Below are 12,948 nucleotides of genomic sequence, written 5' to 3'. Positions count from 1 at the left end.
GCACCGTCGGGCAGGCGGCGGCCGGATTTCGCCCGTTCGGCACGACGTAAGGTGGGCCGGCACGAGGCATTTTCAAGGGAGCGGCCGATGACCAAGAGTCTGTCAGGCGCGCCGGACCTCCATCTGGGAGCAAAGCGCGCACCGACCGGTTGGGTGACGCGCGTCCAGAACACGGTCACCAGCGTCGGCGCGAAAGTCATTCCGCGGATCCCGGACGGCGCCAAGCGCCTGCTGACCCGCGGGCGTTCGGTGACCATCGACGGCAACACCCTGGACCCCACCTTGCAGCTGCTGTTGACGGGACAGCGCGCCGTGGGGATCGGCGGCCTGGTGATCGACGACGACGCGCGCACCTCCCGGGCGACGATGCGGGACGGCCTGCAGGCCATGCCCGGTCCGCAGATTCACGTCGACGTTGCCGAGATCTCGATTCCCGGGCCGGCAGGTCCCATCCCGGCGCGGCACTACCGCCCGGCAACCGCGAATGCGCCGCTGCTGGTCTTCTATCACGGTGGCGGCTGGTCGATCGGCGACCTGGACACCCACGACGCGCTGTGCCGATTGACCTGCCGGGACGGGGAGATGCATGTGCTGTCGATCGATTACCGGCTGGCACCTGAGCATCCGGCACCCGCGGCGATCGAGGATGCGTACGCCGCGTTCGGGTGGGCCTGGGAGCACGCTGAGGAACTGGGTGCGGCGCCCGGGCGGGTGGCGGTCGGCGGCGACAGCGCCGGCGGCAACCTGGCGGCCGTCGTCAGCCAGCTCGCGCGGGACAACGGCGGACCGGCCCCGGTGTTGCAGTGGCTCATCTACCCGCGAACCGACTTCACCGCGCAGACCCGCTCGCTGAGCCTGTTCGCGCGTGGCTTCCTGCTGACCAGACGCGACATCGACTGGTTCACCTCGCAGTACCTGCGCAAGTCCGGGATCGACGCGTCCGACCCACGGGTGTCACCGGCGCTGGCGGATTCGCTGTCCGACCTGGCACCCGCGCTGATCGCGGTCGCCGGGTTCGATCCGCTGCGCGACGAGGGTCAGGAGTACGCCGAGGCGCTGCGGGCCGCGGGCACCGCTGTGGACCTGCGCTACCTGGGATCGCTGACGCACGGCTTCGCCAATCTCTTCCCGCTCGGGGGTGGCAGCGCCGCCGGAACGGGCGAGCTGATCTCAGCGCTGCGGGCACACCTGAGCCGGTGCTGACCTGCGGCTGCGGCGCCGTCGGTACTCTAGAGTCGCCCGACCGCAGGTGAAGCAAACGAAACGTGAGGATTCTGTGGCCGAAAAACCCAAGCGCCCCGCGCGGCTCGACCTGAAGTCCGGCGACGGCAGGTCCGGCCGACTCATCCAAATCGGCGGCACGTTGATCGTCGTGCTGTTCGCCGTCGGTCTGGTGTTCTACATCGTGACGAGTCACAACAAGAAGCAGGCCGCCGGTGCGGGAGCCGAGGGCGCCGTCCGCGTGACCTCGAGCAAACTGGTCGCCGACAACGGCAAACCCAAGGCGACCGTGGCCTTCTACGAGGACTTCCTGTGCCCGGCGTGCGGCGATTTCGAGCGCACCTTCGGTCGCACGGTCGCCAAGCTCATCGACATCGGCGCGATCGCCGGTGACTACACGATGGTCACCATCCTGGACAGTCCGGCCACCCAGAACTACTCCTCGCGGGCGGCCGCCGCGGCCTACTGCGTGGCCGACGAGTCCATGGACGCCTTTCGCCGCTTCCACGAAGCGCTGTACAGCAAGGGCATTCAGCCGTCCGAAACGGGTGACCGGTTCCCCGACAATGCGCGACTGATCGAGCTCGCGCGCCAGGCGGGCGCCGCCGGCAAGGTGCCGGACTGCATCAACAGCGGCAAGTACATCGGCAAGGTCACCGGGTTGGCGGCAGCCAACAAGATCCGCGCGACCCCGACCGTGCGGATCAACGGCACCGAATTCGAGCGGACGTCACCGGCAGCGCTCGTCGCCAAGGTCAGAGACATCGTCGGCAACATCCCCGGGATGGACGAGGCCGCGGCAGTGGCGAACACCTGACCACGTGGCGGCTGATCTCGTCCCCGAGGTGGACTCCGACGCGGCTGACCCGCCCGGCGAACTCGAACCGTCCGGACCGTGGGTACCCGCGCCCAGTGCATGGTGGGTGCTGATCGCCGGGGTGATCGGTCTGCTCGCCTCCGCCACGCTGACGGTGGAGAAGATCGCGTTGCTGCTCAACTCGTCCTACGTGCCGTCCTGCAACATCAACCCGATCGTGTCGTGCGGTTCGGTGATGGTGACCCCGCAGGCTTCGGTGTTCGGCTTCCCCAACTCGCTGCTCGGTATCGCCGGTTTCACGGTGGTGGTGGTCACCGGGGTGTTGGCGGTGGCGAAAGTTCAGCTGCCGCAATGGTATTGGGTGGGGTTGGTGATCGGGTTGACAGCCGGCACGGTGTTTGTGCACTGGCTGATCTTTCAGAGCCTGTACCGCATCGGGGCGCTGTGCCCGTACTGCATGGTGGTGTGGGCGGCCACCGTGACGCTGCTGGTGGTCGCGGCCTCGATCCTGGTGCGTCCGGCCGCGACGGGAAATACCGCGCTGCGGTTACTGTTCGGCTGGCGCTGGTCGCTGGTCACGTTCTGGTTCACCGGGGTATTCCTGCTGATCATGGCGCGGTTCTGGAATTATTGGTCGACACTCATTTGATTAGGGGTCGCACGTGATCTCCAAAGTGTTGGTGGCCAATCGCGGCGAGATCGCGATCCGCGCCTTCCGCGCCGCATACGAGTTGGGTGTCGGCACCGTCGCCGTCTATTCGTACGAGGACCGCAATTCGCTGCACCGGACCAAAGCCGATGAGTCGTACCAGATCGGCGAAGTGGGGCACCCGGTGCGGGCGTACCTGTCCGTCGCCGAGATCGTCGAGACGGCCCTGCGCTGCCATGCGGACGCCGTCTATCCCGGTTACGGATTTCTCTCGGAGAACCCGGAATTGGCCGCAGCGTGCGCCGAGGCGGGCATCACGTTCGTGGGGCCCGACGCCGAAGTGCTCAAGTTGACCGGAAACAAGTCGCGGGCGATCGCCGCCGCGCGCGAGGCGGGCCTGCCGGTGCTGCAGTCCTCGGCTCCCTCGGCGTCGGTGGACGAGTTGGTCGCGGCCGCACAGGACATGCGATTTCCGTTGTTCGTCAAGGCCATTGCCGGTGGCGGTGGGCGCGGGATGCGGCGGGTCACTGACAGCGCAGCTCTGGGTGAGGCCATCGAGGCCGCCAGCCGGGAGGCGGAGTCGGCGTTCGGGGACCCGACGGTGTATCTCGAGCAGGCTGTGCTGCGCCCGCGGCACATCGAGGTTCAGATCCTGGCCGACACCGGTGGCAACGTGATCCACCTCTACGAGCGGGACTGCAGTGTGCAGCGCCGCCACCAGAAGGTGATCGAACTGGCTCCGGCGCCGAACCTTTCGGCTGAGTTGCGGGAAAAGATGTGTGCGGATGCGGTGGCCTTCGCCCGCCACATCGGCTACAGCTGCGCCGGCACCGTCGAATTCCTGCTGGACGAGAACGGCGAATACGTCTTCATCGAGATGAACCCGCGAATTCAGGTGGAGCACACCGTCACCGAGGAGATCACCGACGTCGACCTGGTGTCTAGCCAGCTGCGCATCGCCGCCGGCGAGACCCTCGACGATCTGGGCCTCACCCAGGACACCGTGCGCCCGCACGGTGCCGCGCTGCAATGCCGGATCACCACCGAGGATCCGGCCAACGGGTTCCGCCCCGACACCGGTCGGATCAGTGCGCTGCGCACCCCGGGCGGCGCCGGGATCCGGCTGGACGGCAGCACCAATCTGGGGGCTGAGATCAGCGCCCACTTCGACTCCATGCTGGTGAAGCTGACCTGCCGGGGCCGCGATTTCCAAACCGCGGTCAACCGGGCGCGCCGGGCGATGGCCGAGTTCCGGATCCGCGGTGTGTCGACCAATATTCCTTTCCTGCAAGCGGTTCTGGACGACCCGGACTTCCAGGCCGGCCGCGTCACGACGTCGTTCATCGACGACCGGCCGCAACTGCTGACCTCGCACACCTCGGCCGACCGCGGCACCAAGATCCTGAACTACCTGGCCGATGTCACCGTCAACCAGCCGCACGGCGCGCGTCCGTCGACGGTGTACCCGCAGGACAAGCTGCCCGCGATCGACCGCGAGGTGGCGCCGGAGCACGGTTCCCGGCAGCGGTTGCTCAAACTCGGCCCGGACGGTTTCGCGCGCTGGTTGCGGGAGTCGCCCGCGGTCGGCGTGACCGACACGACGTTCCGCGACGCGCATCAGTCGCTGCTGGCCACCCGGGTGCGCACCAGCGGATTACTCATGGTGGCACCGTATCTCGCGCGCACGATGCCGCAGCTCTTGTCGGTCGAGTGCTGGGGCGGGGCGACCTACGACGTGGCGCTGCGCTTCCTCAAGGAGGACCCGTGGGAGCGGCTGGCCGCGCTGCGGCAAGCCATCCCCAACATCTGCCTGCAGATGTTGTTGCGGGGCCGGAACACCGTGGGCTACACGCCCTATCCGGAGACCGTCACGTCGGCGTTCATCGAGGAGGCGACGGCCACCGGTATCGACATCTTCCGGATCTTCGACGCGCTGAACAACCTGGACTCGATGCGCCCGGCTATCGACGCGGTCCGCGAAACCGGCACTGCCATAGCCGAAGTCGCGATGTGCTACACGGGTGACCTGTCCGATCCGGACGAACGGCTCTACACCCTGGACTACTACCTGCGATTGGCCGACGGGATCGTCGAGGCCGGTGCACATGTGCTGGCCATCAAGGACATGGCGGGGTTGCTGCGGCCGCCGGCGGCCCACACCCTGGTTTCCGCTTTGCGCAGCCGGTTCGACCTCCCCATTCACGTGCACACTCACGACACGCCGGGCGGCCAGCTGGCCAGTTACGTGGCCGCCTGGCAGGCGGGCGCCGACGCCGTCGACGGGGCCTCGGCGCCGATGGCCGGCACCACCAGTCAGCCGGCGTTGAGTTCGATCGTGGCCACGGCCGCGCACACCGAGTACGACACCGGGTTGTCGTTGTCGGCGGTGTGCGCGCTCGAGCCGTTCTGGGAAGGCCTGCGGAAGGTCTACGCGCCCTTTGAATCCGGTCTACCCGGTCCGACCGGCCGGGTGTATCACCACGAGATCCCGGGCGGTCAGCTGTCGAACCTGCGCCAACAGGCGATCGCGCTGGGGCTGGGGGACCGGTTCGAGGAGGTCGAGGAGGCATATGCGGGCGCCGACCGGGTGCTGGGCCGGCTGATCAAGGTCACCCCGTCGTCGAAGGTGGTCGGCGACCTGGCGCTGGCCCTGGTGGGCTCCGGTCTGAGCGTCGACGAATTCGCCGCTGACCCAAAGCGATTCGATATCCCGGACTCGGTGCTGGGATTCCTGCGCGGTGAGTTGGGCGATCCGCCCGGCGGGTGGCCCGAGCCGTTGCGTTCCGACGCGCTGGCCGGCCGCGCGCCGGCCAAGCCGGACCCGCAACTGACCGCCGACGACGAGAAGGCGCTCGCCACCGCCGGGCCGGAGCGTCAGGCCGCCCTCAACCGGCTGTTGTTCCCCGGTCCCACAAAGGAATTCGAGGACCATCGAGAGGCGTACGGCGATACCTCGCAGCTGTCGGCCAACCAGTTCTTCTACGGCCTGCGCCAAGGCGAGGAGCATCGGGTGAAGCTGGAGCCGGGCGTGGAGTTGTTGATCGGGCTGGAGGCCATCTCCGAACCCGACGAGCGCGGCATGCGGACCGTGATGTGCATCATCAACGGCCAGCTGCGTCCGGTGCTGGTGCGCGACCGCAGCATCGCCAGCGCCGTTCCCACTGCGGAGAAAGCTGACCGCGGCAACGCCGGCCATGTCGCGGCGCCCTTCGCCGGGGTAGTCACCGTCAGCGTGTCCGAAGGTGATGAGGTGAGCGCCGGCCAAACCGTCGCCACCATCGAGGCCATGAAGATGGAAGCGCCGATCACCGCGCCCAGCGACGGCACGGTGGAGCGGGTGGCGGTCTCCGACACCGCTCAGGTGGAGGGTGGCGACCTGCTGGTGGTGCTGAACTGACCCGCGTGATCGGTGGCGTGGCCCGGGGCCGGCGCCTCACCGTTCCGCCGCGGGGGACCCGGCCGACCACTGACCGGGTGCGCGAGTCGCTGTTCAACATCCTGGCGACGCGGGTCGGTTTCGCGGACGTGGCGGTGCTGGATCTCTTTGCCGGGTCGGGTGCCTTGGGTCTGGAAGCCCTGTCGCGGGGAGCTGCGTCGGCGCTGTTTGTGGAATCCGACCCGCGCGCGGCGGCGGTGATCGCCCGCAACATCGAGACGGTGGGGCTGCCCGGGGCGATCGTGCGCCGCGGTGCGGTCGCTGCCGTGCTGACCGCCGGGTCGCCCTCCCCGTTCGACCTGGTATTGGCCGACCCGCCGTACGAGCTTGGAGCCGCTGAGCTCTCGGCTGTGCTGGCCGCGCTGACGTCGGGGGGTTGGACCCGGGCGGGAACGGTTGCCGTGGTGGAGCGCGGAATCGGCAGTGCCGCGCTCACGTGGCCGGACGGCTGGACGTTGTGGCCCGAGCGCGTCTACGGCGACACCCGTCTGGAGCTGGCCGAACGGGTGTAGGGCGCCTGCTAGCGTCGTTGACTATGAGCGTGCCGCCGGCGACGATGCTGAGCGGAGCGAAGAGGAGGAGCGGCGCAATGAGCGGCGCGGTCTGTCCCGGGTCCTTCGACCCGGTCACGTTGGGGCACGTCGACGTCTTCGAACGTGCCGCAGCTCAATTCGACGAGGTCGTGGTGGCGATCCTGATCAACCCCGCCAAGAAGGGCATGTTCGACCTCGACGAGCGGATTGCGATGATCGAGGAGTCGACGAGCCACCTGTCCAACGTGCGGGCGCAGGCCGGGAAAGGCCTGGTCGTCGACTTCGTCAGGTCCTGCGGGATGAACGCCATCGTCAAGGGTCTGCGCACCGGCACCGACTTCGAGTACGAACTGCAGATGGCGCAGATGAACAAGCACGTCGCCGGCGTTGACACGTTCTTCGTAGCGACATCGCCGCGGTATTCGTTCGTGTCGTCGTCGCTGGCGAAAGAGGTGGCGATGCTGGGCGGCGACGTGACCGAGTTGCTGCCCGAACCGGTCAACCGGCGACTGCGCGAACGGATCGCCCGGCAGAGCGGGTAGCTCAACCGGCGCTCTGCCAGTAGTTGTCGGCGCAGATCGTGGTCTCGCCCGACCAGCGATAGGCCGTCAACTTGCCGCCCTTCACCGCGCTGAAATCCACGCACGCGCAATGGTCTGCCCAATCACGGTGGCGCTGCGGGGAATCCTTGCGCCAGTAATGACCGAAGAACACCGGAACTGTTCCCGAGTAGACGTAGCAGCGGTCCGCAGATGTGACGGCGCTGTCGGGTAACGGGGGATACGGTGCACCCGCCGCAGTGGTGAAATTGCTTGCCATTTCCGCGATCTCGCGCAGGGTCACCGCATCCTCGTTCCACCACCGGATTCTGGCCCTGCTGCGGGCGTGGCCGTCCTTATCCAGATAATCCGGCTGGTGATGGGCTGCCAGGCTGATCTCAGGGCCCTTGAGCAGCACCTCGACCGTGGTGTAGAGGCGGTCGGTGCTGTCGGAGGCCCGGGCGAACTGGTCCACCGCAGTGAACTGGTTGGATCCCAGTTGGCTCTCGACGTATCGCATGGACTCCTCATGCCAGCAGGCATGAACGACGCGGATATCGCCGAGGTCCAGCCACAGCGGCAGCGTCTTGAACCAGTCCAGGTAGTAGATGCGCTGCTCGTCGGTGAGTTGGTCGACGAACTCGCGGTGCTGTCGGTAGTTGCTGTCGGTGTGTTTGCGCAGATATTGGCCGCTGCCGCACGGGTGCTCGATGGAGTAGCAGATCGCATTGAACTCATGGTTGCCCATGACGATGCGGGCGCTGCCCGTATCCACCATCGGCTTGACGATTTCGAGGACGCGAAGCTGTTCCGGGCCGCGGTCCACCAGGTCGCCGACGAAGACGGCTTGACGGGTGGGGTGTCGATACGCGCCCGTCGAATCCTGAAGTGTGTAGCCAAGATCGGCGAGCAGCGTTTCAAGCGCGGAAGCACAACCGTGGATGTCGCCGATGATGTCGTAGTACTGCATGACCTGATCTTCGCACCTGGGTGCGACACGTCGTCGAGCTTGAGCAAGCTGGTGCCGGAGGCATGGCGTTCTCTTCGTCGAGTGGGTTACCGTCTGCTCGAAACATCGATGTTGACGGGGATCGAGGACGCCCATGCAGACCGTGCTGATTACCGGAGCCTTCGGTCTGGTCGGTGCGGAGGCGGTCCGAAGGTTCGCTGCCGACGGATGGCGGGTGGTCGCCACCGCGCACCGCAAGTTGGCGGTCCTGCCGCCGGGGGTGGAAAGCCGCCGCGTCGACTTGACCGTTCCCGACCAGGTTGAACAGTTGGTCAGCGAAATTTCGCCGGACGTGATCGTCCACCTGGCGGCCGTCATCCCCCCGTTGATCTACCGCGAACCGGCGTGGGCGCGCAGAGTCAACGTCGATGCCACCGCAATCTTGGTGCGTGCGGCAGAGCAGCAACCTGATCCGCCGCGCTTTCTGCATGCGTCCAGCATCTCCGTGTACGGCGCGCGCAATCCACATCGGCACCAGGACCGGTTGGGCGTGGAAACCCCGGTCAACCCGTGCGACCTGTACGGGAGTCAGAAGCTCGAAGCCGAGGAGATCGTCCGTGCGTCGAGGTTGAACTGGTTGATCTTGCGGCTCGGTGGGGTGATCAGCGTCGACCCGGCGGCCATGCCCTTCACCACCGACGTGTTGTATTTCAGCAGCGCGATGCCGGCCGACGGTCGGGTGCACTGCGTCGATACCCGCGATGTGGCAACCGCATTCGTTGCGGCCGCCCATTCGGAGGTGGCCGGTGAGGTGTTGATGATCGCCGGCGATGACTCGCACATGTTGCGGCAGGCCGAGATTGGCGCGGCCATGGCGGCGGCGCAGGGCATGGCCGGCCTGATACCGATGGGACGTCCCGGTGACCCGGACAGTGACGATTCCTGGTATCTCAACGATTGGATGGATGTCTCCCGTGCGCAGGAACTGCTGAATTTTCAGCAGCATTCGTGGCCGGACATGCTGGCCGAGATCCGTGCGCAGACCGGCTGGCGACGTTACCCGCGGCGCCTCGTGGCGCCGGTTGCCCGGCAGATCCTGAAACGCCATGGGGCGTATCGCAAGTCGCCCGGTCAGTATGCCGATGTGTGGGGAGCGCTGCGAGCCAGGTACGGCGACTCGTTGTCGGAAGTCGGAAGCGCAGAATAGATTCCCGTCGCGGTCAGAAGACAACCGTCTGGTTGTCGTGCACGATCACTCGGTCCTGACAGTGCCAGAGCACCGCGCGCGACAGTACCGCCCGCTCCACGTCGGCACCGACACGCACCAGGTCGTCGACGGTGTCGGTGTGGCTGACCCGCACCACATCCTGCTCGATGATCGGCCCCTCGTCGAGCATCTCAGTGACGTAGTGGGCTGTGGCGCCCACCAGTTTGACGCCGCGCTCGCGGGCGCGCTTATAGGGTGCTGCGCCGATGAATGCCGGCAGGAATGAATGGTGAATGTTGATCAGCGGGCATCCGACGGCGGCGAGGAACTCAGGCGTCAGTATCTGCATATAGCGCGCCAACACCACCAAATCGACATTGCCGGTGAGTAATTGAAGCTGACGCTGTTCGGCTGCGGCGCGGCTTTCCCGGGTGGCGGGTATGTGGATGAACGGCACACCGAACGGACGAACCCGCTCGGCAAGGTCGGGATGGTTGGCGATCACCATCGCGACGGAAATCTTGAGCTCGCCACGACGGTTGCGCCACAACAGATCCAATAGGCAATGGTCTTCCCTGGATGCGAAGATGGCGACCCGTTTGGGTTTGGCCGCCTCGGTGAAGCGGTAGTCGATGCCGAATTCCGCTGCCACGGTGGCGGCGAATTGATCTTCCAGACCATCGATTGCGGCGGTGAGCCCGGGCAGGTGAAAGATCGCGCGCTGCAGAAAGGTTCCGTTCTCGGGTGCGGTGGAGTGCTGGTCCAGAGAGATGATGTTGGCACCGGCTCGAGCGAGGAATGTGCTTACCGCAGCGATGATTCCGGGGCGGTCGTGGCAGCGCAGCAGTAGTCGTCCGATGTCTGCGGGAGACGGGGGGCCGGCCGGCCGCTGCGCGAAGTTGCCGGGATCATTCGGCGTCGGCACCAGTGGACCCCTTTCGCCTCGCAATCGTGCGAGCAACGATACCGCCGTGGTAGGCATCGCGGCAGCTACGGCACGTCGTCGTCTTCAGTGTGGTCTCCCGCGCGGGACATTCACGCCAACATTCATTTAGGTATCCGTTCGCTTACCGCGGCCGGGCGCAGCAGTTCAACGGGGCTTACGCAGCTTTGGCCAGAGAGGCGCCGATTTGCCGGCTTGGATGACGCCGATCTCCTCGAACCCGTGGGCGGCGTAGAGCTGCCTGTTGTGGGGGTTGGTTGCTTCGAGGTACGCAGGCAGTCCGTCGCGGTCGCAGCGCCCGGCCGCATGGCGGAGCAGTGCTGAGCCGAGCCCACCGCGACCGGCGTCCGGAAAACCCAGCGGGCGACGGAAGACATCCACCGGCAATCGATCAACGAAAAATGTTGGTAGCGAGCCTCAGTGGCACTGGTGACTATGCCCGCCATGATCGTGTTCAGCGTCGGGCGACCCGTTCATCATCCGTAGCATCGGCATTCCACCGGACGCGAAGAATCGAACCACCAGCACCGCTGCGACGATCAGGAAAGCGATGTTCAGCCAGGTGGTGTAATTCCAGGAGATGCTGCCGGACATCACCATCGCGTTGCGGGCGCCCGGAATGAGATCGGCTGCGCCGAAGATCAATTCGACGAGATAGCCCGCGACGACCATCGCGGCGTAGAACGTCGTCAACAACATCAGCATCATTCTGGCGCCGTAATACTTGCGATAGATGTTGAGGATCGGCAGGATCAGCAGGTCGGCGAAGATGAACGCGATGACCCCGCCGAAACTGATGCCGCCGTTCCACAGCACCGCGGCCAACGGCACATTGCCGATCGAGCAGACGAACGACACGATCGCGACGACTGGGCCCACGATCGGTCCCCACACCGACGACAGTGCCGGGTGGTTCGCTAAAAAGAAGCTCTGCCAGAAGCTCTCCGGGACCCACGCCGCGATTGCGCCGGCGATGAGCAATCCGATGACCAGGTCGCGCAGGATCGCCAGCCACTCCATCACGAAGACATGCGACACGGAGGTCAGACCCGGTCCGGAGAACAGCCGTCGCCAGAACGACACGTCGCCCCGGATCGACATGTCCATCGCCGCATGGCCTTCCATCGATCCGGCGATTCCCTTGTCTGCCTGTTCACGCGCGGCATCGATGAGCCGGCCGCGCACGAACAGCCGGAACAGTAGGGCCAGCACGATGATCATCAGCGGTCCGCCGACGAACTCCGCTGCGGTGAATTGCCAGCCCATCAGCAGCGCCAGGATGATGCCCAGTTCCACCACCAGATTGGTGGAGCCGATTTCGAAGGCCATGGCCGCGGTGAAGTCGGCCCCCTTGCGGAACAGCGAGCGGGCCAGCGCCACGGCGGCATAGGAGCACGACGACGACGCGGCGCCGAGCGTGGCCGCCACGGCCAGGGTGCGGGGCCTGTCGTCGCCCATCAAGGCCACGATTGTCGAGCGGCGCACAACAGCCTGGACGACCGCCGACAACGCGAAGCCCAGGATCAGCGCCCAAAGGATTTCCCACGTCATGGAACCTGTCAGCGTCAACGCGTGCAGCACTGCGTTCACGACTCTGTCCATCAAAGTTCCCTTCCGCTGTGACGCCGTCATATATACCCCCCAAGGGTATATATGCTGTCAATAGAGGCCTCGCCCGCTGTCCCGGTGGCTACGCCGGCGATAGTCTGGAACCAAATCACGTGGCTAGAGGCGGTTCGCGGGTGATGCGCAGCAAAAATTCAAGCCGACACACCGGAGTCATCACCGCAGTCACAGACGTAACACCAGGCACACTGGTAACTACAGATTTATGCAAGCCGCCAGGAGGGTATGGCCGTGTACCGAGTCTTTGAAGCGCTGGATGAATTGAGCGCGATCGTCGAGGAAGCCCGCGGCGTGCCGATGACCGCCGGGTGCGTCGTTCCCCGCGGTGACGTGCTTGAACTGATCGACGACATCAAGGACGCGATCCCTGGTGAGCTCGACGATGCCCAGGACGTGCTGGACGCCCGCGACGCGATGCTGCACGACGCCAAATCGCACGCCGACTCGATGGTGTCCTCGGCGACCACCGAATCCGAGTCGATGGTCAACCACGCCCGCGCCGAAGCCGACCGGCTGCTCTCGGACGCCAAGGCTCAGGCTGATCGGATGGTCAGCGAGGCCCGTCAGCACAGCGAGCGGATGGTCGGGGAGGCCCGCGAGGAGGCGATGCGCATCGCCGCGTCGGCGAAACGCGAGTACGAGGCCAGCATCAGCCGGGCCAAGTCCGAATGCGACCGCCTGATCGAAAACGGCAACCTCTCCTATGAAAAGGCCGTGCAAGAGGGCATCAAGGAGCAGCAGCGGCTGGTGTCCCAGAACGAGGTGGTGCAGGCCGCGCACGCCGAATCCACCCGTCTGATCGACACTGCGCACGCCGAAGCGGACCGGTTGCGCGGCGAATGCGACATCTACGTCGACAACAAGCTGGCCGAGTTCGAAGAGTTCCTCAACGGAACCCTGCGGTCGGTCGGTCGAGGCCGTCACCAGCTGCGGACCGCAGCCGGCACCCACGACTACGTCACGCGGTAGGCCCGACGGCCCGGTGACGGGCAGCTGAACTGAACGTGGACCTGTCAGCTGCGCGCCGT

12 protein-coding genes are annotated in these 12,948 nt (G+C 66.1%); 8 read left to right on the top strand and 4 right to left on the bottom strand.

Annotated features, from left to right (window positions below; all coding sequences use genetic code 11):
- The first annotated feature begins 87 nt into the window (after positions 1-87).
- The 6 genes from ACZYZ9_RS15090 to coaD all read left to right on the top strand — a co-directional run bounded on the left by ACZYZ9_RS15090 (position 88) and on the right by coaD (position 7,198).
- Positions 88-1,203 (top strand): alpha/beta hydrolase, encoded by a 1,116-nt coding sequence (locus ACZYZ9_RS15090; protein WP_463827050.1) that lies wholly within the window; start codon positions 88-90, stop codon positions 1,201-1,203.
- Between the two features lie 73 nt (positions 1,204-1,276).
- Entirely contained in the window at positions 1,277-2,038 is a 762-nt protein-coding gene (locus ACZYZ9_RS15085; RefSeq protein WP_463827049.1) for a DsbA family protein, read from the top strand.
- 28 nt (positions 2,039-2,066) lie between these two features.
- Positions 2,067-2,687, top strand: coding sequence for a vitamin K epoxide reductase family protein (locus ACZYZ9_RS15080; protein ID WP_463827185.1), 621 nt, complete (start codon positions 2,067-2,069; stop codon positions 2,685-2,687).
- Between the two features lie 13 nt (positions 2,688-2,700).
- Positions 2,701-6,084 (top strand): pyruvate carboxylase, encoded by a 3,384-nt coding sequence (locus ACZYZ9_RS15075; RefSeq protein ID WP_463827048.1) that lies wholly within the window; start codon positions 2,701-2,703, stop codon positions 6,082-6,084.
- Complete coding sequence (gene rsmD, locus ACZYZ9_RS15070; protein ID WP_463827184.1) at positions 6,081-6,635, top strand: 16S rRNA (guanine(966)-N(2))-methyltransferase RsmD; 555 nt, start codon at positions 6,081-6,083, stop codon at positions 6,633-6,635. The genes ACZYZ9_RS15075 and rsmD overlap by 4 nt, the downstream gene beginning before the upstream one ends.
- Before the next feature lie 77 nt (positions 6,636-6,712).
- On the top strand, positions 6,713-7,198 hold the full coding sequence (gene coaD / locus ACZYZ9_RS15065) for a pantetheine-phosphate adenylyltransferase (RefSeq protein WP_463827047.1): 486 nt from the start codon (positions 6,713-6,715) through the stop codon (positions 7,196-7,198).
- A 1-nt stretch (position 7,199) separates the two neighbouring features.
- Here coaD and ACZYZ9_RS15060 read toward each other — a convergent pair whose 3' ends face one another.
- Positions 7,200-8,165 carry a metallophosphoesterase gene (locus tag ACZYZ9_RS15060; protein WP_463827183.1) on the bottom strand — a complete coding sequence of 322 codons (966 nt, stop codon included), beginning with the start codon at positions 8,163-8,165 and terminating at the stop codon, positions 7,200-7,202.
- 133 nt (positions 8,166-8,298) lie between these two features.
- Between ACZYZ9_RS15060 and ACZYZ9_RS15055 the strand changes: the two genes are divergently transcribed.
- Positions 8,299-9,351 (top strand): NAD-dependent epimerase/dehydratase family protein, encoded by a 1,053-nt coding sequence (locus tag ACZYZ9_RS15055; RefSeq protein ID WP_463827046.1) that lies wholly within the window; start codon positions 8,299-8,301, stop codon positions 9,349-9,351.
- Positions 9,352-9,364: 13 nt separating this feature from the next.
- Here ACZYZ9_RS15055 and purU read toward each other — a convergent pair whose 3' ends face one another.
- The 3 genes from purU to ACZYZ9_RS15040 all read right to left on the bottom strand — a co-directional run bounded on the left by purU (position 9,365) and on the right by ACZYZ9_RS15040 (position 11,896).
- Complete coding sequence (gene purU, locus ACZYZ9_RS15050; protein WP_463827045.1) at positions 9,365-10,276, bottom strand: formyltetrahydrofolate deformylase; 912 nt, start codon at positions 10,274-10,276, stop codon at positions 9,365-9,367.
- 165 nt (positions 10,277-10,441) lie between these two features.
- On the bottom strand, positions 10,442-10,675 hold the full coding sequence (locus ACZYZ9_RS15045) for an N-acetyltransferase family protein (protein WP_463827044.1): 234 nt from the start codon (positions 10,673-10,675) through the stop codon (positions 10,442-10,444).
- Between the two features lie 36 nt (positions 10,676-10,711).
- Positions 10,712-11,896 (bottom strand): permease, encoded by a 1,185-nt coding sequence (locus ACZYZ9_RS15040; RefSeq protein ID WP_463827043.1) that lies wholly within the window; start codon positions 11,894-11,896, stop codon positions 10,712-10,714.
- A 255-nt stretch (positions 11,897-12,151) separates the two neighbouring features.
- Between ACZYZ9_RS15040 and sepIVA the strand changes: the two genes are divergently transcribed.
- Positions 12,152-12,889 carry a cell division protein SepIVA gene (gene sepIVA, locus ACZYZ9_RS15035; protein ID WP_463827182.1) on the top strand — a complete coding sequence of 246 codons (738 nt, stop codon included), beginning with the start codon at positions 12,152-12,154 and terminating at the stop codon, positions 12,887-12,889.
- Positions 12,890-12,948 lie beyond the last annotated feature (59 nt).

The sequence above is a fragment of the Mycobacterium sp. IDUB_28 genome (genome assembly GCF_055419285.1).
This window is presented reverse-complemented; position numbering and strand designations above follow the sequence as displayed.

Bases quoted from the DNA above. Each gene is read 5' to 3' on its own strand.
- ACZYZ9_RS15060 (WP_463827183.1), bottom strand. From the start codon at position 8,165: ATGCAGTACTACGACATCATCGGCGACATCCACGGTTGTGCTTCCGCG.
- ACZYZ9_RS15040 (WP_463827043.1), bottom strand. From the start codon at position 11,896: ATGGACAGAGTCGTGAACGCAGTGCTGCACGCGTTGACGCTGACAGGT.
- coaD (WP_463827047.1), top strand. From the start codon at position 6,713: ATGAGCGGCGCGGTCTGTCCCGGGTCCTTCGACCCGGTCACGTTGGGG.
- ACZYZ9_RS15090 (WP_463827050.1), top strand. From the start codon at position 88: ATGACCAAGAGTCTGTCAGGCGCGCCGGACCTCCATCTGGGAGCAAAG.
- ACZYZ9_RS15055 (WP_463827046.1), top strand. From the start codon at position 8,299: ATGCAGACCGTGCTGATTACCGGAGCCTTCGGTCTGGTCGGTGCGGAG.